We start from the raw sequence: 22,910 nt of genomic DNA, 5'->3' as shown, positions 1-22,910 counted from the left end.
GAAAATGCCATATAATTTATAGTACTGAACACCCCCGTGAGCCTAGTTGTAATTACCATATATAATTATCAATAGATATAGATATACGCAGTAGTGCATTCAAGTAACGTGCTTGATCAAAGGTTCATCGGCAGGGTGAACAAGAAGTTCTTTCTTCTACTCCCGATCGGAAACTCAACTGTGACATGAGCGCTACACCTGAAACCGGTCCACAATAAAAAGTTGACGATTGCTAAGTATAGTTCCTTCGATGAGTCGTATTCAACAGCCAGCGTTACTGGGTAGAACCTGCTGTCAATCTAGAGATGAACATCTTCCTATATTTTCCCTTTCAGACTGTGAATCGAAGGATATATCCCAATCCTTACTATAGTTTTTCAGATAAAATCCCCTCATTGACATCTCCTTATTGTTAATTCAATGACTTATCAGGAGATAGACTCAGGCAGCTCAGGCCAATTTCGATACGAACCATGCGGAAATCTCGTCGAGCGACTTTTCAAGGCGGCCGAAGCGGCCGATATTCCGTTGATGACTGCCTACCGAATGCACACCGAATCCACGGTACAACGGGCGAAGGAGCTGATCGAGGACGGCTTCATCGGAAAGCCTACTCACGTCTACGGCAACAACACCCAGCAGATCCCCGAGATGATCCCGGATGCGGACCAGTGGCGCCTCGACGTCTCCGGCTACGGTACCTCCGTGATGGACCTCGGCATCTACCCCCTCAACACCGCCCAGTTCCTCCTCAAGCGCAACGACCATCGAGGACGTCGACTTCGACTGAAGTCGAGGAGATGCTCGTGGAGTTCGACTACTTCACCGACCGCGTCCTCTCGGAACAGTAGATCCTGCCGGACGGACGCCACGGCCTTGAGGGCATGCGAATGATCGCGGCCATCCACGAGTCCGCCGAACGTGGCGAGCACATCGAACTCTGAGGAACGAAGGTTGGGTAACGAGTCGAACTCTGTGACTGACGTCTCGAGCAGCTATGTGTGGCGGTAGATGCCCGCGTTGTTCACCATCACGTCGACACCGCCGAACTCGCGAGCGCCCTCGACGACCGTGACGGCGTCGGTGGGATCGGAGACGACTGTCTCGGCGAACATGGCGTGACCGCAGGTTAGCCTCCTAGGGTTCGGAGCGGATGTCCGCGACGATGACCATCGCACCGGCGTCGGCAAATCGGCGGGCTACTGTCCATCCGGTGTCCGAGGAGCCACCAGTTACGAATACGGTCTCGTTAGAGTAGAGGAACGGGACACGCCGAGGAACTGACAAACAGAAGACGCCGCGGAATGGAATGAGATGGTGTATTTCTCTCGAGTGTTCACCTGATGTTTCAACGATTGGTACGTAACAGAAGGGAAGGGAGGCGAAATCGGGACGCAGAGAAAGAGAGGCAGAAGCAGTACGTGCTACGAGCAACTGATAATGATAAATACATATAATGCATAACATGATATGAAATAGTGGGTTTTTAGCACCTACTAGCGTAGCATCATAAATTCCGCGATTCGTTACGGTTTGGAAGAAGGTATGGATAGATTCCTGTTTGCAAAGAAGGTAGCAATAATCGTCTTTGTAAGGATTCCGAATAAATAAGTCGATTATTTCGGAGAGACATAAAGAAAAATATGTTTTACAGATATATTCGATCGGTGAGATCATCTGACATTCGGCACTGTCTAGTTTAGCACTTCGGCTGGCGTCTGTCTGTTGAGGGACTGGTGTGGTCGCTGTGTGTTATAGTAGTGTACGAACTGTTCAAGACACCCTCTGACGCTGGCCCGACTGTCCACCCACGAGTTGTGGAAGCGGTCGATCCGCATTTTGAGCGTGTGAAACCACTTTTCGATGTGGTTTCGATCAACGTAGTCGAGGTCACCGTTCAATCCTAACCGAGAGAGGGCAGTCAGATAGCCGTAGCCATCAACGAGCAACTCAGCCTCGGAGAGATCGTGTTTCTCGGTGGGTCCATGCAGAAACGCAGCAGCTGGATCGGTGCCTCGCCGTCCAAAGAGTGCGACATCGAGGATGAGTTTCGTATCAAGGTCTATTGCAGCGTACACCCAAGATCGACCGCCGTTAATCCTGACAGCGGTTTCGTCAACCGCGACCCGCGACGGCGAAGCCGTCGGCGGGTCTGGGACGCTGTCAGCCAGCCGATGTACCCAGTGCCAGATTGCTTGGTGAAAGCGTTCAACGCCGAGTGAACGAAGAATCGCTTGTGTCTCTCGAAGCGAACAACCGGTCGCGTGGAGCTTGACGCCGAACGCCCTGACGGGCGTCGCCGTCCGCTCACGCTCCCAACATTCATCAAATTCCGCCGTGTAGCTCTCGCTGAGCAGGTCTGCGAGCATTGATCCAAACTAACTCTACGACCTGCTCACTCCTCAAACTGCGCTAACTAGACGGTGCCTGACATTCGAACAACGGTAGTGGATTTCAAATCTGCTCTCAATTTAGAATGATACTATTCTTACAGACATATTGTGACAATGGATGTAGGAGTGGAGAGAGATAGGGGGTAAGGAGTAAAGAGAGGTTGAGAGCAAAAAAGTGGGATGATCTCGATCGAAGCTGGAATCGAGTGCGGAGTAGATGAGGGGAAAGAGAGTACTAAGTGAGCAAGTGGAAAAGAGGGAGTTAAGTACGAAAGTGGATGGAAAGGGAAGAAACGGGACACGCTGGACTGGACGGGGAAAGGAGGTGTGGACGAAGAAATACCGAAGGGACACCCACCGGATTTCCGGTGAAATGCCCGATGAGGGGTTAGGGGAATGGAGTGGTGGGTGATCGTATTGGGTGGGGTTTAAATTCTTTTGATAGGAATATATATTAATATAGAGTAAGTATATCCTCTTAAGAGGCCCAGAAGAAAAGAGTGAAAAGGACCTCGATCGCTCTCTGCTCCAGAGGAAACACGCCATCAACTGTGTTTTCAGATAAGCTAGTTCCAGCAGTACGCGAGGCTCTGCAGCCATGTTTCGGCCGTTTCTGGATCGGCGTTTCTGAAGCAATTTCCAAACTGGTACGTTCGCCGTTTTACTTCCTTGAAGACACGTTCGATGCTGTTACGTTGGCCGAGGCGTTCGTACTGAAACTCGTAGCCACGGCGGTGGAGCGCGGCTTTCAGCCAATCTGCAGAATCGACGAGAAACACAGCGTCATCGACGTCATGTTTCTCGCTGCGTTCGTCGAGGAAGAGTCCCGTAAGCCCCGTATTTCTCGTCGGAAATAGCCGAACGTGGAGGAATTCGTTTGTCTCTGGATCACCCGCTGCAATCAGCCAGTACCGATCGTCAGTGAGCTGGATCACAGTCTCATCACCCGCCACGTGATCCGGTGATTTGCCGTCCTCGGGCTATAACTCTGCTTTTGCACCTAATTATGGGCGGTTGACCGAGCACGGTCGATATCAAACCCATCTAGGACATGAACAGTATCCGAAAGCGAGAGACCGGCGAGATGGAGGTGGATACCGAGCCGCATCAGCTCGCGCGGTGTCTGCTCGCGCTCCACAAATTCTAACTGAATGTCGCTGCTAGGTAGCGTGAAGCGGCTGAATTCGGGCATGGACACCGCGAATTCCACCGCCTCGCTCCTTCAGAATCTAATCTGAACAGCACCTTACTCCGGCATTGTTCAGATTAGCTGGTTCCAGTAGTATGCGTAGCTCTGGAGCCATCTTTTGGCGGTTTCCGGCTCGGCGTTCCTAAAGCAGTATCCAAACTGGGAGGTACGTCGTTTTATCTCTCGAAAGAGACGTTCGATGGCGTTCCAGTTTCCGTGTGTCTCGTGTCGAAATCGGAGGCCATGGCGGTGGAGTGCAGTGTTAAGCTAGGGACCTGAATCGACGAGAAACACGGCGTCGTCGACGTCGTGTTTCTTGGGGAGTTCGGAGAGAAAGATCGAAGTGACGCCTTCGTTCCGCGTCGAAAAGAGCCTCATGCGGAGGAATTCGTTCGTCTCCGGATCGACAGCGGCGTACAGCCAGTAACGCTGTTCGTTGATGTGGATCTCGGTTTCGTCGAGCGCGACGTGATCCGGTTGTTTTCAAGTGGTGGGCTGTAGTTCGGCTTTCTGCAACCAGCTGTGAACAGTCGAGCGAGCCCGCTCGATACCGAAACTCTCTAAGACAGGTACAATATTCGAAAGTGATAGTCCGCGCAGATGGAGCCGGATACTCAGTCGTATCAATTCGCGCGGTGTAGCCTCGCACTCCACAAAACCTAACTGAGTGTCGGTGCTAAGACCGTTGAGGCGGTCGAATTTTGGCATGAACACCACGACTTCCACCGCTTCACTCCTTCAAACTCTAATCTGAACAGCGCCGCGATCGACACCGCCTTTGACCAACTCTCGATTCCAAAAGTGAGTAACAATTTCTAATGAAAGCTAAGAACAGGGGGTGCCCACCTGACGCGACTTAGTTGAATGTTTGCTGAAGGTCGGTCGCGATGTCGCTGATCAGCTCGCGGCCGCGCGTCAGATCCATTGGGTCAACCAGCATCTGGGCGATGCCGTGGATCGCGTCGTCGTAATGGTGATGGGACACGTCGACGTCAGCCTCTTCCAGCCGGGCTGCGTAGGCGGCCCCCTCGTCACACAGCGGGTCGAAACCGCAGGTAACAACCGTCGCGGAGGGGAGCCCCTGCAGGGTCTGCGCCTGCAACGGCGAAGCGTACGGACTCTTCCCGTCGAGATCGTCGCGGAGGTAGTGCTCCCAGAACCACTCCATGGCGGGCTTCGTGAGCAGGTAGCCTTCTGCATTTTCCTCGTAGGAGGTGGTGTCGAACGAGTGGTCCGTGACGGGATAGATGAGCACCTGGTGATCGAACGACGGGCCATCGCGCTCGTGAGCGAGTAGCGTAACCGCTGCCGCCAGATTTCCGCCGGCGCTGTCGCCGCCGATCGCGATGTTCTCCGTGTCGATCTGCATCGGTTCGGCGGTCTCAAAGATCCACTCGGCGGCAGTGTAGCAGTCTTCGAGCGGCGTCGGGAACTTGTGCTCCGGCGCGAGCCGATATCCGACGGATACGACCATACAGTCGGCCTCGTTGGTGATCGCTCGGCAGGTTGCATCGTAGATGTCGAGATCACCGACGACCCAGCCACCCCCGTGGATGTAGAGGAGGGTTGGGTAAGGCCCCTCACCCTCGGGGATGTACACCCTGATGGGGATGCCCTCGTCGCCGATAGACAGATCCATCGTGTCGCCGACGGGTTCCGGGTTCTCAGGCACCGGAAACATCTGCCGGATCAACTTCCTCGCACCCTCTGGCGAGAGTGATTCGAACGTCGGTGCAGGGGCAGCACCCATCTGCTGTAAGAGCCCCGCAATCTCCGAATGCGGTTCCTCCGCTGCCTTCACCTCTGATGGTGTCTTCGAAGACATCACTGAAGGGTGTCATCACCCCACATAATAAGCGTGATGATCTATCAGTCGGATAGATAGATATTCGAGGAGACCAGATTCGACGGGGTTCCGCGTTTCCAGGTGAGGGACGAGTCCAGACGCCGAGGGAGCTGCAAAGCGCTTCTGAAGGGACGCAGCGAGATTCCGTCCAGGAAGGCTCTCGACTCAAGTGCAGACGAAGAAGGAAGCATGCGAAAAATCGGCCTTTCAATCACACGAGTCCGCAACCCGATTCCGCACGGGGTCCATATCGGTCTCCGCTCTCTGAGACGCCTCCGGCTGTGATTCGCCTCCTCGACTCCCCCTTCAGCGTTCGTCGTCGGTGCGCCTCTTCCACAGGGCGCCGATCGGACCTCACATTCAACGCTGTTGTCAGTGCGGTTCAGCACGACGAGAGAGGAGGCCAGCGTTGGCGACGACGAACGGGGTCGCATAGTTAAGAACGATTTTTGCATATAAACTGGGGTCGAGACCCCCAGCGAGCAACAGATCCAGGTGGTTCATTAGCGTCAGCCATGCGCCGACGATAAGCGTAATCAGCACCGTTCGCTGCAGATGTTTCCGTTCGAAGCAGATGTGAAGGTTCCGAGTGCTTTCCGCCATACGCCACCTACACCAAGAGACGGAATAACAGTTGGCCAGCTACTCGTGTTGGGTCCAACGTGAGCAACGGGCTCCCCGGGCGAACCCCCAGGAACTGTCGCTGTCGGCTTTCCGAAGGGCTTCCTCGGTCGACTCGACCGGGGGTGTGGATCGACGGCCGAGGAACAGAATGGGAGGTGCACCGGAAGTTTCTGCAGATAACGCTGGAAAGGTATGCTGAAGTGCTCCCACAAACCGAGGGACGCCGATCCACAATCGGTCTCTCGAAGACGGTGCCCAACGCTTACCTCTGTGGGAGGCATTGACACCGCTAATGCCAACGCTCGCAACGATCGCCGTCTATCCCATCAAGGCGCTCGATCCCGTTACCCGTGATCGAACGTCGATCACCGACGTCGGCGGACTAGCAGGCGACCGGATCTACGCGATGGTAGCCGAGGACGGTACGTACGTGAACGGAAAGCTGACGGCGGACGTTCACCAGCTTCGCGCGGAGACCGATCTCGATGCGAACAGGATTCGACTCCGAGTGCGCGGTGAAGACGCGGTGCACGAGTTTCACTTCGACCACGACCGAGAAGCCCTCGAGGAGTGGCTCTCGGATTATTTTGCCGAACCAATCGAGTTGGAAGCGGCGCCCGGCGGGTCGCTGACAGACAGCGTCGTCTACAGCAACGACGCGAAGGCGGGGCCAACGCTCATCAGTGCGGCCACGATACGCGAGGTCGCTTCGTGGTACGACGGCGTCAGTCCGGAGGAGATGCGCCTCCGGCTCCGTCCGAATCTCGTCGTCGATTGTGTTCCTCCGTTCTGGGAGGAGAGACTCGTCGCTCCTGCGGCCCGCCGCATACAAATCGGGGACGTCGTTCTCGAAGGAAGGACCCTCGTTCCACGGTGTGTCGTCCCGGCACGAAACCCATACACCGGGGAGAAAGATGACGGCTTCCGCGAGATCTTTCTCGAGAAGCGCGAAGAAACGGTACCCGACTGGACTGATCGAGACGCGTTTGACGGTAACCTGTTCAAGCTGATGGTTCTGACTCGAGTCCCGAAAACCGACCGTGGGCGTGCCCTTCACGTTGGGGACGCCGTTCAGGTTAGTGAGTTCAACGCTGAACGGGAGTACGGCGCAAGCCGTGATAGGGCGTGACGGACTGGACGAGTGGATCACCAATCGGGGTAAACTATATGTATTTTTGTATCAACGTACGACCATGGCGATCTCATGCCATATCTGTGGGAGTACCGTTGCGAAGAATGGAGCCGCTGCTCCCGAGCGGATAAACGGATTCGAGTGTGCGGACTGCGGAGAGGTGACATGTCCAGACTGTAAGTCGATCGGCGTCGCGATGGAGACCGACCACTGCCAGCGGTGCCGCGGGTAGATCCGCGCACAGAACGACGTCACCTGCGATGTGAGGCAGGGGATCGAGAACCGGCTACTCGACCGAGAGCGGCGGACGAGCAGTCGAGCCCTCTACGATACTGTTCGACGGTGGTGAACGGCGGGTGTGATCGAAACCGCCGCTCGCGGCGGACGGCGGCCGTGTCCCTCGCCGGTGGACCCCGGTCCACTGACGGACTGCGATCAGCGATACTGGCGGGTCCCGACTCGCTTGCTCGCCTCTCGCGGTCCCACCCACCGAGAAAAACGGAAACGATAGTTCGACGCGCTTCGTCTCAGTCCCCTTCCATCACGCTTAACTTGGGTTGCTCACCCTTCCGACCCAGGTTCTGGACGGACTCGGTCAGTTCGAACCCTTCGTAGTCTTTCTCCGCAACCTCGGTGATCGTATCTCGATAGACGTCGACACCGCCGACGTACGGTGTGAACACGCGGGGCTTTCCGGGGACGTTATCGCCCATGTACCAGGATTCGGCTTCGGTATAGAGCGTCGACTCGCCAACTTCGCGGTTGTGGACGGTCCAGGCGTCCTCGGCTTCCTTCGTCGGTTCGGTGAGCTGCACGCCCTCGGCCACGAGGTGTTCGATGGTATCGGAGACCCACTCCACGTGGTGCTCGATGGAGACCGGCATGTTGCTAAGCACCGACGGACTCTGCGGGCCGGTGATCGTAAACATGTTGGGGAACCCGTGGATGGCCAGGCCGAGATAGGTCTTCGGCCCTTCGGCCCACTTCTCTTCGAGCGTCAGCCCCTCTCGGCCGCGGATATCCATCTGCAACAACGTTCCCGTCATCGCGTCGAAGCCCGTCGCGTAGATGATGATATCGAACTCGTGGTCGGATTCGCTGGTCCGAACCCCCTTCGGGGTGATCCGCTTGATCGGGGTTTCGGTAACGTCCACGAGACTCACATCCTCCCGGTTGAACGTCTTGTAGAAGTCGGTGTGCAGCGGAGGTCGTTTGGTCGCGTAGTAGTGATCCGTCGGAACGAGTTTGTCGGCCAGCTCCGGATCGTCGACCGTCTCGCGGATCTTATCGCGGATGAACTGAGACACCTTCTCGTTCGTATTCGGGTTCGCGATCAGGTCCCCGAAGGTGAGCATCAATCTGAAGCCGCCCTCTTCCCAGCGCGGTTCCAGTAGTTCTTCCACCTCCTCCATCGAGAGATCCTCGGCCGTTTCGTAGCCGATCTCGAAGGGGTGCCCGAAGCCGGAATCGTGGGCTTTCTCGAGGATCTCGTCGTAGTTCTGCTGAATTTCTTCCCAGTCGTCGTCACCCAGCGGGCGGTTGCGAGCGGGAACGGCGTAGTTTGGGGTTCGCTGGAAAACCGTCAGGTGGTCTACGTCTTTCTTGGCGACCTCTGGGATGACCTGAATGCCGGTCGCCCCCGTCCCGATCACCGCGACTCGTTTCCCTTCGAAGTCGACGGGGTCGTGTGGCCACTTCCCGGTATGGTACCAGTCTCCCTCGAACGATTCGACGCCCTCGAAATTGGGGATAAACGGCTTGGAGAGGCAGCCCACCGCGGTGACGAAGAACTGTGACGTGAGACGCCCACCGTCATCGGTACCGATCTCCCACGTCCCGGTGGTTTCATCGAACGTGGCCGACGTGACCTCCCGCTCGAAGTCGATGTCCCGTCGCAGATCGAGGTAGTCGGCGACGAACCGCAGATATTCGAGCACTTCTGGCTGTTCGGGGTAGCGCTCACTCCACTCCCACTCCTCCAGGAGTTCGTCGTTAAAGGAGTAACAGTACACGTGACTTTCGCTGTCACATCGAGCGCCCGGATAGCGGTTCCAATACCACGTCCCTCCCACGTCGTCGGCTTTCTCGAGCACCTTCACCGAGAGCCCCATCTGATCGCGCAGGCGGTGAAGCAGGTACAAGCCCGAAAACCCTGCCCCGACGACGACCGCGTCGTACTCCGGTCCGTCTGGACCACCGGCGTCTCTGTGCGAGTCGTTCTCACTCATGGTGTTACCCACCAGTCTGTGGCCATACGCCGAGTGATAAATCTACCGGTAATTAAACTAGTTAACCATGATAAAATACAGTGTTGTTCCGTTGATGCTAATCACCGTCCGGGTTGGGACCTCCACTTCTGAGCAGTGCAGGGCCGATCGCTGGCTGGGCAGCCGGAGAGGACGCGATGCAACCCCGCAGACCGAACAGAGAGTCCTGCGTCCTGCGTTTCCCAACGATGGAGGGAGCGACGTTCCTCGGAGGCGACGGCGCCGACACGAGCGTGCAGGACCACCGGAGCGTCGGCCACTGGAATGGATGCACGGGACGACGGCGTTCGACCCTACCACGGCGAAGAGAGATTGGCGAAGTTGTACTGGGACAGTCGATGTTCGACTTCGCGAACCGTCTGATCGAGCATGGCTGGAAGCTCCTCCTTCGCTCTCTGATCGGTTATCCGATGCCGGACCGTACTAATCATAAGAGAGCCGTGGATTTCACCGTCGGCTTCTACCGGGGCAGCGACCGCCCAAATCTTCTCGTGTGTTTGCCCCGAATCGATCCACACTCCCTCGGCTCTGATCGTCTCGAGCTCCGCTTTCAGCTCTTCATCGATTGGTTCGTCCGATGATAGAGTGGTAATTTTTCGCTTATAGGTATCGGGCATGTGAGCCAATATGACTTTCCCTTGGGGCGTCCTCGCCAAGTGGAATGGTTCGCCGAGAAACGGGGTTGGCACCTGGACGGCATGATGGCTGTTCGCCTCGTAGACCATCACCGCTTTCTCTCCCTCCCGGACGAATACGGAGATATATTCGTCGATCGCTTTCGCCAGAATGTCGACCGGTTCGACGGCCGCGTGCATGATCGGATACGAGTTACGGATTTCTCTTCCTAGTTGGAGGAATTTTAAACTCAGCCGATATCTGCCTCCGTTTTCGATAACGAAACCCCCGTTCTCCAGGGTCTTGAGGTAATTATAGACGGAACTGATGGAGAGGTCCACGTGCTCGGCTAACTCCGAACAGGTCGGCTGATCCAGTGCCGCGATCGTTTCGATAATAGTAAAAATATTCTCGGCCGTTTTCACCCTTTTGTATTGTGATCCCATACCACACAGTGGCATGGCATTCCTCATAAGGTTTACCTGTAGCATCCGTATCGACGCTCCGAAAGCGGGAACCACGGACGATAGTTTTGCGTACGATAGTGTAGGTCTCTTTGGGGCAGGTTCTGGAGGGATGGTCCCAGTGGCGATCGATCGGCCGCCGTCTCTCGGATTGTCCGCCAGGAGCAGGAGAAAGGAAACCAAATTCGGGAACAGTGATTTCCAGTATATCTCCAATCGCGATCGGGAAGAAGACTTACAGAGGATCAAATAGATTCCGCCGAGAGAGGCGGGGGTCAGCCTCAGAGAGGCCATCCCCGTAAAGAAGGCCGTTACTTGCAGATTGAGGACATCGATAATCGCTAGGCAGAGGCCTTTCAGTAATGGACAAATGAAGGGAACGCGGAAATTGACATGGACCATCCCGAATCGACGTCGATTTGCAATCGTTCTCGGTACTGAGACCGGTCTCCGAGAGCCAACCTCACCACCACCGCGGCAATGAGGCCTGAGTGGGTGCCCTTCACCGTTGTCGGGGTAATCGGTCCTGCCATCTGGTTTCTCTCCCTCGTGATGAGTCCGCCGACCGCCGATGACCGCGGCGCATCGCCACCACAACAATTACAGCTAAACCTTTGTAATCTTCAGAATTGCAGGGCATCGACGCGGATCTCCGGCGCAGGGAACCGATGGAATCCAAAAGACTGCCGCTACACACCGGTTGTGGGCATCTTATCGCCAGCCGGAAAATGACTAATTCGACTTCGTTTTCACGAGTGGGAAATACTTCCCTCGAATTCCGCTGCGCTTTCCGCAAGTCGTCGAGTGGGTCCAGAGAAACGAACCACACGACCACTCCAACGTCGAGATGGAAGCGCTGCACCGCAGCAGGGCTGCCTTGGACACGTGCTTCTTTCGTTTGGCTGTCCTCTCGTTTTCGAACGACCGCGAGTTCTGTACTGGGCGATCCAGGTGCGCGATCGTGGTGTCAGTACTTGACCCAGGGTTCTCCTCGGAGAACTCTCGGTGGCTTCCTTCTCTGGCAAACCGCGAACGGGCCGTTGTGTACCAGACGCCAGACCTGGTAATTCTCGGTCCGATGCAGGAATGCAGCGGCTAGATCGGTGCCTCGCCGTCTAAAGAGTGCGACGTCGAGGATGAGTTTCGTGTCGAGGTCTATTGCAGCGTCCATCCACGATCGATCGCCATTTATCCTGACAGCGGTTTCGTCAACCGCGACCCGCGACGGCTTTGCCATCCTCAGAACGCGAAGCGTTCTGATGGGCCGCACGAGAGCTCCGCTCTCGTGGACGTCGGAGGGTCTGACACGCTGTCAGCCAGCTGCTGTACCCAGTGCCAGATTACTGGGAGAGCGTTCAACACCGAATGAGCGAAGAATCGCTTATGTCTCTTGAAGTGAGCAACCGGTCGCGTGGAGCCGGACGGCGAACGCTCCCACCATTCATCACATTCCGCCGCGTAGCACTTGCTGAGCAGGTCTGCGAGCATCATCCTAAACTTACTCCACCACCTGTTCACTTCTTAAACCGCGCTAACTAGTGTTGCTTCAAGCGTCATTCGAGACGGATAGAGCGTTCGAAGTTTGGTTCGAACGTCGGTCGTTGAGAACTGCCACTCGATAGCAGATGGAACCGTGTTTCGGTGCTGTTCCCACGCAGCAACCTCCGAATGGAGAGTCGCTGCGTCTGGAATACGTCGGTTACGACACTGAGTACTGAGTGCCTTCAACTCGATCTCGGCCATGTTTAGCCAGCTTCCGTGCGGTGGTGTGAAGTGAAACTCCAGTTTTTCAAGTAACCGGCAGGCTTCTACTGGTGGAAGAAACTCGTAGAAGGCATACTCTGTATGAGTACTGAAGTTATCGAGAACTACCCGGATGGGCCTTGTTTAGACGCTCGAAATCGTGCGGCTGAGGGCTTCTCATTCGATTGGTCATTCGGACAGGGTCGTAAAACGAGGTGCAAGAAGATTCGAAATCGGTCACAAACCGAGGCCGATAGCTGAACGGATGGTGTAAACGGAGTTAATCCCTCAACACATTCCCGGTCAATAGTACGGGGAGTGCGTCAGAACCTCTGTAACCTCCGAAATTTGGCGTCTAAACAAGGCCACCCGGATGCAAGCTGCATCCGGGTAGTGGTTATCGACGAGTTGGCGCATTTGCTCGACAAACTCTTTCTTCGTCCGCTTTTTCGTCACATCGACATGGCGCCAGCCGCTGAGCGGTTCGCTAACCAGGAAGAGTTTACGCGTTCCAGCGCGACGGTACGTGTAATCGGTCCGTGCGACCGCTCCCGGGACACCCGGGAGCGGGTCGTGTACGCGCGTGTGGAGTTCTTTGTTCGTTTCGTCGAAGCAAATGACCGGCCGGTCTGGATCATACGGTTCTTGGTAGAGCACAAGCACGTCTTCCATTCGGCAAACGAACTTCGCATTATGTCCGGGCGGAATCACCCATTGTTTGGATCGGTGAGGCTGGAGTTCATTTTTTAGTGTCGGTCGAACAGTTTCGTGAGAAATCGAGTCAATATCGCCTTCTTCAAGCGTGACGAGTTTCTCAGCGAGGAGATGAAGCGTCCAGCGAGACCGCCCGAAGGGAGGTTCGCTGCACGTCAGTGCAACGAGATGAGCTTCAGCGTCGCCGTCGAGTTTACGCGGGTAGATACAGTCGGGTTTCTTTCGGTCGAGAACACCGAGACGTTGTTCCGTAAAGCGCAGGCGTGTGCGCTGGACGGTAGCACGGCCACAGTCCAGCGCGTCAGCGATCTTTGGATCACTCCAGTCCTGATCAGATTTTAGCAGAATGCGTGCTTTCGTCAACTTCTGCGAACTGTGACTTCCAGCTGAGAGGAGCGATTCAAGCTCTTCGCGTTCTTCATCGGTTAGATCAACGAAATACTTCTTTCCTCCCATAAGGCTGCTCTAAAGGTCGTGCAGTAGCTTAACGATATCACGTCATGCTTGAAGCGACACTAGACGGTTCCCAACGGTTGTACCAGTCAATTAACTAGTATACTTCAACGGAGGTGCTAAACTAAACAGTGCCGATTCTTCAATGCGGTTTCTGAGCTGACAACAGCGATCGATACCGCATTTGATCAACACACCATTCAATAAGTGAGTGTATCTGGAATTTTTACATTATATATTCATAGGTAATAAGCTAGGTAAGGGTATGGAACAAGACAGTACCGAATTCCACCCATTGTCGGCCACGAAAATTTCGTATCCTTCTAATTTTACATACGTACGCATGTAACTACCACGGTATCCATATGGCATTTGTTAATCAAAAACGGTTTATAATCCTGTCTCCAGACGGTGGTATCCGTACTCACGAACGTAGCACTGCTGAGGAACAACCGTCTCCTTGAAAAACAACGGATATATAGATAATGCACATTCTCCAATAACGTTTGCAACTAGCAAACAGATTTAGAGCCAACGTATGAATGTCCTGTTCACTTCCCTCCTACCACTATATTTTGGCCGCAGATCAATATAGAATATGTAAATCCATCCAATTTAGCCGTGTAATTTGGTAAGGAGTTTTTCTTCTGAGGTACTTTTCCACGAGTTGTTTGTTATATCGGAACGGCGAGGGCGAGATATTGGGATCCCTGTACTATTGATAAATTGACTCCTATGATATTCGCGAACGGTCGAGCATCTACAAGTCAGAGTGAAAGCTCTCGCGGAGAAATAGTGAACCAAAGTAGAAGCGCCGGGCCCGTCTACAGGTGTTCAGCGTTGTGCCACACGTTCCACGTTTCAGGCGTCTGTGGCCACTGCTGGGCAGGCCGTCCTCCGTCTTCCGGCGCTTCTTCCATTTTCGCCGTCAACTCGATTGGGTAGGCATCGGGATCTGGGAAGTATAGAAAGATATTGTTTCCAGGGCCGTGTCGACCCGGGCCGCGATAGATCGGATGACCGCGCTCCTCGAGCCCATCCGCCGCACGTTTGATGGCCTCGTAGTTGGGTACTTCGAACGCGATGTGGTAGATCGGACCAGTCGTCGGCAGCATCGGCGGGCCGTCTTCGGGGAGTTCTTCGTTGAACTCGTGGAGATCGAGTTCGAGTTCCCCGCGTTGTTCGAGCGCTTCGAGTTCCTCATCGGAGTACTGCGTGATGTTCATCTCGTGGTGGTCAGCGTCCGCGGAGACCGCGGGCGTGCGTAAGAACGCGACCGAGTCTCCGATTCGGTCCGAGACCTCCATGTTCATGACGTCGGTGTAGAACTCAATCGTTCGCTCGATATCTCGTACTTTGATCGCAACGTGGTCTAACCCCATATTTTCTACGACCATGTACTAATGGCCAGAGCCAAACATATTGAGTGTATCGGTTGGGGACTCATTGTCACGGCGACATCTCCGTCGAGGTCAAGACGAAATCGTGAGCAGCCCGACGCCGGTGACAACGAGTATCGTTCCCAGCGCGAGCTGTGGCGTGAATGGTTCCCGCTCGCGCAAGAAGCTGTAGGTCAGAACGAGGCCGAACAGCGGTGTCGCGTTCAGGATTGGAGTCACGATTACAACCGTTCCCGAGCCCAATGCTGCATAGAGCGAGATCAGCCCGGCACTCGAGACGATGCCAGCAAGGATGAAGTACCAAAGGTCGTTCCACGGGATCGACAGTGCTTCTCTATGGTCCACCGCGACGGCGAAGAACGCGCAGGCGATGAGCCACGATGTTGTGAGGGTAACCGCGGCTCCAATGGCTGGCGCTGAGACGAGTTCCATTCCGACATCCCGAAGCAACTGGACACTTCCGTAGATAACTGCGCCGCCAATCGGAAACAACAGATCTCGATATCGAACAGTTCCAACGGAGTCGTCATTTTTTCCCGAAGTTGCGAGGAGGATACCGCCTACGATCGTCGTGAACGCACCGACACCACTCGCTCGAGTCATCGTTTCGCCGAGCAAGAAGACGGCCAGGGCGATTGAGATGAGGGGATTCGAATTACTGATCGGCAGCGTCAGGTTCACACCGACTTGTTGAATGCCGATGTAATTACAGAGACGTCCAAGAACTGGCGCGAACACGCCCGCGAGGATGAAGTATCTCCACGCCCATAGATCAATAGTCACGTCGTAGAACACGAGACTAATCGTCCACAGGACGATGACGTTGACGCTGACCGTCGCGAACATCGCCGCGATCGGTTTCGATCGGTCGACACCGAACCGAATGAACACGGACGAGGTTGCGAACGCCCCGGCTGTCGCGAGCGCGAGGAGTATCTGGACCGGAAATTCCATCGATCTCGTTACGTTCCGATGTCGATCGACATCTCGAGACTTCGCAGCTTTTCGATCGCGGATACCGCTGCCAAATAGCTCGTCTTCGAGTTCGTGGGTGACGGGACGTTTCGTACCGTCGTCTCGATGTCGCCGCTGTCGCCGTTGGCGGAGATCCGGTGAACGTTGTTTTCCTCGTCCGGGTCGGCTATGATCTTAACTGCCGTTTCGTCCGGTCCAACACCCGCGAGGCTAAGTGCGACGGCGACGTTGATGTTCGAAGGAAACGCAGCAGCAGCGTCGGTGGCCGGTCCGTCGAAGATCACCGTCGGCTCATCGATTGCCGAGAGGTCGATGTCATTATCGACGATGTAGGGTGCACCCTCAAGACCGACGGTCGGTTTCGTCGTCGTCAGCGACACTGACTCCAGCTCGCCCGTCAGGGCAGCCGCCTTGATACCATCGAGTCCCGCGATCGCACCCGAGGGAGCATACAGCCGGCCCTCATTCGTCCGTGCTGCGTCGACGATCTCTTCTCGAAGCGTTTCGTCGGCTAACGCACCGATACTCAATAGGAGACATTCACGGTCGGCTTCGAGTGCATCAGTCGTGATCTCCTCGACGGCAGTTTGTCCCGCTGCTTCGACGATCAAATCAGCTTCGAGCAGATCGGCTGGATCGGTGGCCTCGACTGGTTGGGAACGGTCGTCGAATTGGTCTTGAATCTCTTCGATCTGTTCCGGGTGGCGATCATACACGATATCGAGTGTCGCTGGTATCGTTCCGTCAGCGATAGCACGCGCAATCTCAGTTGCAATCGTCCCACAGCCAAAGATAGCGATCGAACGCGTCATAGCAGCACCTCTAGAGAGCAGGGTAATAATTATAGCGGGATCGTCGTTTGTCAACTTCCCGTTGCACATCTCATGATAGGTACACAAACTATAAATACTCTCAGCGGAACGTTGAACTGTACCATGGAAGCAGCAGGACTATTAGTGCCGATGTTTCGTCGGCAGATGGAACACTGTCAGGTAACCGCGGGCGAATCAGTCGCACTCGTTACCGACGTCAAAAGCAATCGTGAACACGTCGCTGCGAGTTTCTCGGCGGCACAAGATCTCGGTGCTGAAGCGTTCGAAGTACAGATTCCCGAATACGGTCGCAACTCCGTCGGTGCCGAAATTTCGACCGGGCAAGGTGGCAGCCTCCGACTGCCACGCGGCCCGGTCGAAGCGTGCAAAACCGCCGACATGGTCTTCGATTTCACACTCGAGGGATTCATCCACGTGCCCGAACGAGACGAAATCCGTGATGCCGGGACTCGAATCCTTCGTGTCGGCGCACGCGAACCATTCGTCCTCCGTCGCCTGATGCCCTGGGAGCCAGCGGAAGCCCAGGCTGTCAAAGAAAAGGTTCAGGCACATCGCGATATGCTCGAGTCGACCGAGGAGATGCGTATCACCTCGGAGTACGGAACTGACGTGACGATGGAAGTAGAACCCGACACGGCGTTTGACTCCTATGGCTTCGTCGACGAACCCGGAAAGTGGGACGTCTGGGGCCAGAACATGGTCTCGAACTACCCAACGAACGTGAACGGAACGATCGTCATCGCCGCAGGCGACTACAACGTCGTGCCGTTTAACGACTACATCGACTCGTCAATCGAATGCATCGTTGAGGACGGTTTCATCGTGGAGATCAAGGGCGATGGCGGTGACGCCGAACTCATGCGCGGGCACATGGAGAGTTACGATGACAGGGAGGTCTTCGCGACGAGTCACTTCGGTTGGGGACTCAACGAAAACGGGACGTTCTACAACATGGCTATCAAGGACCGAAAACCGGATGAAGCTGGCGTGAGCGCGAGTGAAGGTCGCGTCTGGGAGGGCAACATGCTCTGGAGTACTGGTCCCAACACCCACCAGGACCGGTATACGAACTGTCACTACGATATCGCACAGAAGAATTGTAGCGTTTATCTCGATGGTGAGCCAGTCGTCGTAGACGGCGATCTCGTCGAATAATTTGGCGGCACGGGGGGCTAACCTCTCGTTCCGGGATAGTTTCTCGAAACCGGATCGCATGTGACGGTCATGATTGTCGCAGAGCCTCTCGTTTTCAGTAAAATCGACCCGTCAGCCAGTGACGACAAATTTAATAGGCCAGGTTTGCCAACGAGTAGTATGACAACTGGAGGCGAAGTCGTCGGAACCATACTTGCTGAACACGGCATTTCGCAAGCGTACGTTCTCCTCGGGAACCAAACAGTGACCATTGCGGATGGACTCCATGAACGTGGCGGTGACGTAATCAGCGCTCGACACGAGTACAACGCCGCGGTGATGGCCGACACCTACGGGCGGCTTACCGGCGACCCCGGCGTCGCGGTTACCGTCGCTGGCCCCGGCGGCACGAATGCGCTGACAGGCGTCGCACAGGCATACACCGCCGCGTCGCCGATGATCCTCATCAGCGCGGTGTTGCCGGAGGACGAACACACCGAGGCGCTTCACGGCGTTGACGATCAACACTTCCTCCGGAAAGCGTTTGAGCCGGCCACAAAGTGGAGCACGCAGGTTCACGACCCGAGCCAGTTGAAGACAACCCTCGCTCGAGCATTCGACATTGCGACGCGCGGCCGACCAGGGCCCGTTTTTATCGGCGTCGACGAGGACATCCTCCAACACGACGTCGAGGTTCCCGACGACGCATCGATTCCTGCGTCCCACGGAGTTCCACGCGTGTCGGAGAACGCGATCGCGGCTGCGCTCGAGTCGGTACGGACTGCCGAGCGTCGCTGTCTCTATGTGGGCAAAGGCGTCTCGCGTGCGTTCGCTGCGGAGGCGGTAGTCGACATCGCCGAGTCGCTCGACGCACCCGTCGTCTGTCCCCGACACTATCCCGACTCGTTCCCGAACGACCATCCGCTCTTTGCGGGAACAGTTGGAATGTCGGACCATCCGGCTGCCAGCACCGCGCTGGCGAGCGCGAACGCCGTCCTCTCTCTTGGCGTCCGGACCAATTCACACGAAGCGGCCGTGCTCGGCGACCGAACTGCCGACGACGTTCGAATCGTCTACCTTGACGACCCACCCTACGAGTTCCCGGCGTCAACAGCAGTCGAGGTCATTGCAGGGGATCTCGGGCCAGCTATCGAGGACGCCCGAACGATACTCGAGTCAGGCGCGGGCGAGACGGATGCCGCTTATCGACAAGCGGTTCGAGAGGAAGTCGAGCGCGTCGAGACAGACATGTCCGCCTATCTCGAGGAAGTGCGTTCGCAGACGCCGATCCACCCGCTGGTGGTCATGGATGCGCTTCGGGAGGTCGCTGACGACGACGTTCTGCTGACCGGAGATGCGGGTGCCGCAGGCGGTGCGTGGCCAAACGATGTCTTCGAGTACCGAGAGACGAACAGCTTCCTGCATTCCCGGCTCTACGACTCGATGGGGTTCCCGGTTCCAGCAGGAAACGCCGCAAAACTGGTAGACGCCGATCGGCAGGTCGTCAACCTCATCGGCGACGGCGGCTTCTTGATGTGTAACATGGAACTCGTGACCGCCGTCGAGACGGAGACCGACGCGGTCACGATCGTCTTTAACGACGGGAAGTACGGGATGATCTGGAACTATCAACAGCGGGGCAACCACGCCGAAATCGCGACCGACATTCCACTGGTCGACATCGCGACGATGGCCGAGGCGTTCGGCGTTCGTGGCATCCGCGTTAGCGAACCGGACGAAATTCGACCTGCCCTGACCGAGGCCCTAAAGGCCGACGAACACGTCGTCCTCGACGTCCGAATCGATCCGACGGCCGAATACGTCTCACAGCGGATCTGGTAGCTGGCCCCTCTCATTTGTCTCACTCGGTCGCTTATCGAACCTCGGCTCACACCATACGTCTAATTGGTCGGTTGTTGGCTCGAGTCGATAGAATAATTGTCCTCCCGCCTCAGATTCCGAACGTTACGATGCCAGTCATGCAACCGACGCCCGACGACATCACCCTCCGTGGAATTACCTACGAAAGCGACGATGGAACGGCGTTCGACGGGTTCGAACTGACTAGCGACGTCTCGACGTTCGACGGTCGAAATGTCGGCGTCCTCTTTTTGCACGGACTCCGCGGATTCGCCCTTGGCGCTGGCATTTCACGCGTCGCGCATCCGCTCGCTCGAGCGGGAGTCCGGTGTCTCACGATCAACAAGCGAAACAGCGGAAAAAGCTACGTCACGTCTGAATTCGACGAGATTGACAACGACATTCGTGGCGGCGTCGAGTGGCTCACCGAACGCGGATGCGACGACGTCGTTCTCTGGGGCCGAAGTCTCGGAGCTACCGAGGCCGCCTACTATCAGGGGCTACGAAACGACAACACCGTCGACGGACTCGTTCTTGCCGCACCGTTTGCAGATATCCGCGAGCGGTCGACTCGAGGGTACTTCGAAGCGGTCTCGGACGACCCCGACGAGGCGTACGAATCGTTCGTCGACGAGGCGCGCAAACTCGTCGAAGCCGGCCGCGAGAACGAAATCGTCGCGTTACCACGGCCGGTTGGCGACGAAATTGAATACATTCCGATGACAGCGGCAGCGTTTCTTTCCTACCGGTCACCCGAAAGCGCCTGTGCAACAATCGACTGGGTGCCGGAAATCGACGTACCTAGCCTGTTGGTACCGCACGCGTCAGATCGAAATGTCACCCCTGAAGAGGCGACTGAGATCGCTGATGCGTTCCCCGACTCAACACCAGTCACGGTCCATCCCGTCGAGGCCGATCACTTCTTCACCGGCGCAGAGTCCGAGATAGCTGGTGTCACGGCTGATTTCCTTCGGTCCCTTTGAGGAAAACGGTCCACCCGTCGGCTGAAGCAGTACGTTCCTCACCGTGGCGTGTTGTAGCCGTCTACGAATTTTGTGCCATCTGCATATTAATTTCGACGATGTTCGCCGCATTTTTGACTATCTTTGGGATTTCGACCTGAAATCGATCACCCTGTAACCGACTCGTCGGACCACAGACGCCGAGCGCGGCAACGATGGAACTGTCGGGTGCGTGAATGGGCGCTGCGACACAGCGCATCCTTCGGGTCACCTCGCTTCTGCTAAAGGCGACACCGCGCTCGCGAATCGACTCGAGTTCCTCGAGGAGCGTCTCGAGATCGGTTATCGTTTTATCGGTTCTGGCAGGAAGTCCATGTTCGTCGACGATGTCGCGAACCGTAGACTCGGTTAGGTGAGCGAGGATCGCTTTCCCCTGTGACGTACAGTGCAGGTATTCTCGTTGGCCCGGTTGAATCGTAGTTTCGATCGCGTTTTCGCCCTCAGATTTATCGAGATAGACCCCATATCCCTGTTCTTCGACGACGAGTCGAGCGAGTTCTCCCGTTTCCGTGGCTAAGTCGTCGAGCGGATCCTGGGCACATTGGTAGACGAGGTTTTGCCGTTTTGCGAACTCACCGAGCTCGAGCAACTGCAAGCCGAGACGATACTCACCGTTGTACTCCATCACCGCACCATGTTGCTTGAGGGTGCTCAGATACGTATGCACAGATCCTTTGGACATATCTAGTTTGTTGGCAACTTCCGTTACCCCGCTACTCCCCTCTTCTTTCAAGACGCCAAAAATCCGAAACGCTCGATCGACCGATTTGATCCGCCGCCGTTCCTTGTCTTTGTTGCCCATATACCGGGATCGAACGCTAGTGATAAAAATGTTTGCTAATAACAAACAATGTGGACGATCATACTACCAGTATTCCGTCTGGAAACCGGTCCTCGCTGAAGTTATCAGCGGGAAGCGCTCCCCTAGGTTTGAAATTGGCAAACGCCACTAGCGGACGTTACTACTGGTATTTTGGCTCTCTTTGACCATTCTTTACACCCATACTATTGTAATTTTCCCAAAAAAATTCGTTCGTCATTTGCAAACGTTTCATGTAATTGCTTATCGTGGGACTGCCCAACATGCACCGTCCCAAGTCTTTCGCTGGCTTCTCGAGAGACGTATTTTTACCGTCCTTGAGTGGGTAATAGAGGTGCGAAAGCGACCGTCCGCCCTGCTACAATTGCCACCGCGTGTACCAATTGAACTGATGGAGCGTGCAATAAAACAGTAACCCAACGCCCGATTAGAGAGCGCCGTGGTGATGGTCCTCTTCGGGACCGAATGGTGTCTTGAGAAGGTCGGAGAAGAAGTCGATTCGTTTGTGCGTGAGCGCATCGAGTTCCGCCGGACTGAGACGGCATGTATACTCCAGTTTCGGAGATGTGATTGACAGTCGCGGCCCGGCCGTCGTTTCGACCTTCTGGAGTTTGACGACCGTATACTCGTTACTGATCTGTAGTTCGTCCGACGGATCAGTCGCGCTCGTGCCGTCCTCGTGGGGGGATGAAGCGAGTTCCTCAAAGAGTTCGTCGTCTTGCCACGTAAGACTCTCGAGTGCCAATGCGTCTACCCGTGTCTCGGCGCTTTCACCGCTAATTGTCAGTCGTTCTCCAGTCGGCGTTTGTAGCGTCCAGAGTTCGACCGTAAGATCGCCATCCATAAGCGTAAGCGGGTCAATTATTGGTCGTGTCGAGGTCATAGGATGATTGAGAGCGAGTCAGTCGGAATGACCGTGTGGTCGAGCAACACGGTTCGTCGGGCGAGTTTCAGACCTCCGCTCTCCGACCAGTCGGGTACGTAGCCGTCCTCCCCCCGACGGAGCGTATCGTGCCGCTCCATCGAGAGGATGTCGGGATCGGTTTCGCCCTTGCGTGACCGAACGATAACGAGGTTGTTTTTGAGTTTAATTTCGTCGTCTGTACGATCGGTTATACGAAGGTTCGAGACTTGCCGCCGGGTCCGAGAGGGTGGATCCTCCGACCAGGCGAAGTCGCTCGACATCCGTTCTGTCCGCACCTTGAGCGTTCCCCAGTCCTCTTTCATGTGAAAGGCCTCCTCGCTAAACTCCGTGTTGGAAGACCGTTCGCGCGTCGTTCGAATCGGCATTCGGTACTCGATGTCCTTGGCGACGAGGTTGTGCCAATCGCTCAACCGGCGGTCGTCAAGTAGTTCCGCCGCGTGATAGAGGAACTCCTCACACTCGAGGCGGAGCGTTTGCCGGCGTCCTAAGTCGTCCTGCATG

17 protein-coding genes and 4 pseudogenes are annotated in these 22,910 nt (G+C 55.9%); 5 read left to right on the top strand and 16 right to left on the bottom strand.

Features of this window, described 5'->3' with window-relative positions:
• Positions 1-489: 489 nt before the first annotated feature.
• Positions 490-944: pseudogene (locus RJT68_RS19670) on the top strand (Gfo/Idh/MocA family protein); the annotation flags it as partial.
• A gap of 750 nt (positions 945-1,694) precedes the next feature.
• Here the strand turns inward: RJT68_RS19670 and RJT68_RS19665 are convergent.
• The 5 genes and pseudogenes from RJT68_RS19665 to RJT68_RS19645 form a co-directional block, all read right to left on the bottom strand.
• On the bottom strand, positions 1,695-2,369 hold the full coding sequence (locus tag RJT68_RS19665) for an IS6 family transposase (RefSeq protein ID WP_407038211.1): 675 nt from the start codon (positions 2,367-2,369) through the stop codon (positions 1,695-1,697).
• A gap of 590 nt (positions 2,370-2,959) precedes the next feature.
• A pseudogene (locus tag RJT68_RS19660) lies at positions 2,960-3,585 on the bottom strand (IS6 family transposase).
• 69 nt (positions 3,586-3,654) lie between these two features.
• Positions 3,655-4,290, bottom strand: a pseudogene (locus tag RJT68_RS19655) (IS6 family transposase).
• Positions 4,291-4,438: 148 nt separating this feature from the next.
• Positions 4,439-5,407 (bottom strand): alpha/beta hydrolase, encoded by a 969-nt coding sequence (locus tag RJT68_RS19650; RefSeq protein WP_407038210.1) that lies wholly within the window; start codon positions 5,405-5,407, stop codon positions 4,439-4,441.
• Positions 5,408-5,800: 393 nt separating this feature from the next.
• Positions 5,801-6,031, bottom strand: a complete 231-nt coding sequence (locus RJT68_RS19645; RefSeq protein ID WP_407038209.1) for a hypothetical protein — start codon at positions 6,029-6,031, stop codon at positions 5,801-5,803.
• A 313-nt stretch (positions 6,032-6,344) separates the two neighbouring features.
• Between RJT68_RS19645 and RJT68_RS19640 the strand changes: the two genes are divergently transcribed.
• Positions 6,345-7,181: an MOSC domain-containing protein gene (locus RJT68_RS19640; RefSeq protein WP_407038208.1), complete on the top strand. Its 837-nt coding sequence runs from the start codon at positions 6,345-6,347 to the stop codon at positions 7,179-7,181.
• A gap of 530 nt (positions 7,182-7,711) precedes the next feature.
• Here the strand turns inward: RJT68_RS19640 and RJT68_RS19635 are convergent.
• From RJT68_RS19635 to RJT68_RS19600, 8 genes and pseudogenes are all read right to left on the bottom strand, one after another.
• On the bottom strand, positions 7,712-9,412 hold the full coding sequence (locus RJT68_RS19635; RefSeq protein WP_407038207.1) for a flavin-containing monooxygenase: 1,701 nt from the start codon (positions 9,410-9,412) through the stop codon (positions 7,712-7,714).
• A 332-nt stretch (positions 9,413-9,744) separates the two neighbouring features.
• A complete protein-coding gene (locus RJT68_RS19630; RefSeq protein ID WP_407038206.1) occupies positions 9,745-10,512 on the bottom strand; it encodes an IclR family transcriptional regulator in 768 nt (255 codons plus the stop codon).
• Between the two features lie 1,096 nt (positions 10,513-11,608).
• Positions 11,609-12,018 (bottom strand): annotated as a pseudogene (locus RJT68_RS19625) (hypothetical protein); the annotation flags it as partial.
• A gap of 33 nt (positions 12,019-12,051) precedes the next feature.
• Positions 12,052-12,408 carry a transposase gene (locus tag RJT68_RS19620; RefSeq protein WP_407040414.1) on the bottom strand — a complete coding sequence of 119 codons (357 nt, stop codon included), beginning with the start codon at positions 12,406-12,408 and terminating at the stop codon, positions 12,052-12,054.
• A 168-nt stretch (positions 12,409-12,576) separates the two neighbouring features.
• A complete protein-coding gene (locus RJT68_RS19615) occupies positions 12,577-13,443 on the bottom strand; it encodes an IS630 family transposase (RefSeq protein WP_407038205.1) in 867 nt (288 codons plus the stop codon).
• Between the two features lie 821 nt (positions 13,444-14,264).
• Entirely contained in the window at positions 14,265-14,837 is a 573-nt protein-coding gene (locus RJT68_RS19610) for a VOC family protein (RefSeq protein WP_407038204.1), read from the bottom strand.
• Positions 14,838-14,912: 75 nt separating this feature from the next.
• A complete protein-coding gene (locus RJT68_RS19605) occupies positions 14,913-15,794 on the bottom strand; it encodes a DMT family transporter (RefSeq protein WP_407038203.1) in 882 nt (293 codons plus the stop codon).
• A gap of 8 nt (positions 15,795-15,802) precedes the next feature.
• Entirely contained in the window at positions 15,803-16,627 is an 825-nt protein-coding gene (locus RJT68_RS19600; protein ID WP_407038202.1) for an aspartate dehydrogenase, read from the bottom strand.
• 123 nt (positions 16,628-16,750) lie between these two features.
• On the opposite strand from RJT68_RS19600, the gene RJT68_RS19595 reads away from it, so the two are divergent.
• The 3 genes from RJT68_RS19595 (at position 16,751) to RJT68_RS19585 (ending at position 20,625) form a co-directional block, all read left to right on the top strand.
• Positions 16,751-17,803, top strand: a complete 1,053-nt coding sequence (locus RJT68_RS19595; protein WP_407038201.1) for a M29 family metallopeptidase — start codon at positions 16,751-16,753, stop codon at positions 17,801-17,803.
• Positions 17,804-17,962: 159 nt separating this feature from the next.
• The gene (locus RJT68_RS19590; protein WP_407038200.1) at positions 17,963-19,624 is read left to right on the top strand and encodes a thiamine pyrophosphate-binding protein; all 1,662 of its coding nucleotides are present in this window, start codon (positions 17,963-17,965) and stop codon (positions 19,622-19,624) included.
• 128 nt (positions 19,625-19,752) lie between these two features.
• Positions 19,753-20,625, top strand: coding sequence for an alpha/beta hydrolase family protein (locus RJT68_RS19585; RefSeq protein ID WP_407038199.1), 873 nt, complete (start codon positions 19,753-19,755; stop codon positions 20,623-20,625).
• Between the two features lie 61 nt (positions 20,626-20,686).
• Here RJT68_RS19585 and RJT68_RS19580 read toward each other — a convergent pair whose 3' ends face one another.
• The 3 genes from RJT68_RS19580 to RJT68_RS19570 all read right to left on the bottom strand — a co-directional run bounded on the left by RJT68_RS19580 (position 20,687) and on the right by RJT68_RS19570 (position 22,909).
• Complete coding sequence (locus RJT68_RS19580) at positions 20,687-21,466, bottom strand: IclR family transcriptional regulator (protein WP_407038198.1); 780 nt, start codon at positions 21,464-21,466, stop codon at positions 20,687-20,689.
• Positions 21,467-21,911: 445 nt separating this feature from the next.
• Entirely contained in the window at positions 21,912-22,367 is a 456-nt protein-coding gene (locus RJT68_RS19575; protein ID WP_407038197.1) for a hypothetical protein, read from the bottom strand.
• A complete protein-coding gene (locus RJT68_RS19570; RefSeq protein ID WP_407038196.1) occupies positions 22,364-22,909 on the bottom strand; it encodes an aromatic-ring-hydroxylating dioxygenase subunit beta in 546 nt (181 codons plus the stop codon). The genes RJT68_RS19575 and RJT68_RS19570 overlap by 4 nt, the downstream gene beginning before the upstream one ends.
• Between the last annotated feature and the right edge of the window lies 1 nt (position 22,910).

Source organism: Halovalidus salilacus (genome assembly GCF_031852275.1).
Taxonomy (GTDB): Archaea; Halobacteriota; Halobacteria; order Halobacteriales; family Natrialbaceae; genus Halovalidus; species Halovalidus salilacus.
This window is presented reverse-complemented; position numbering and strand designations above follow the sequence as displayed.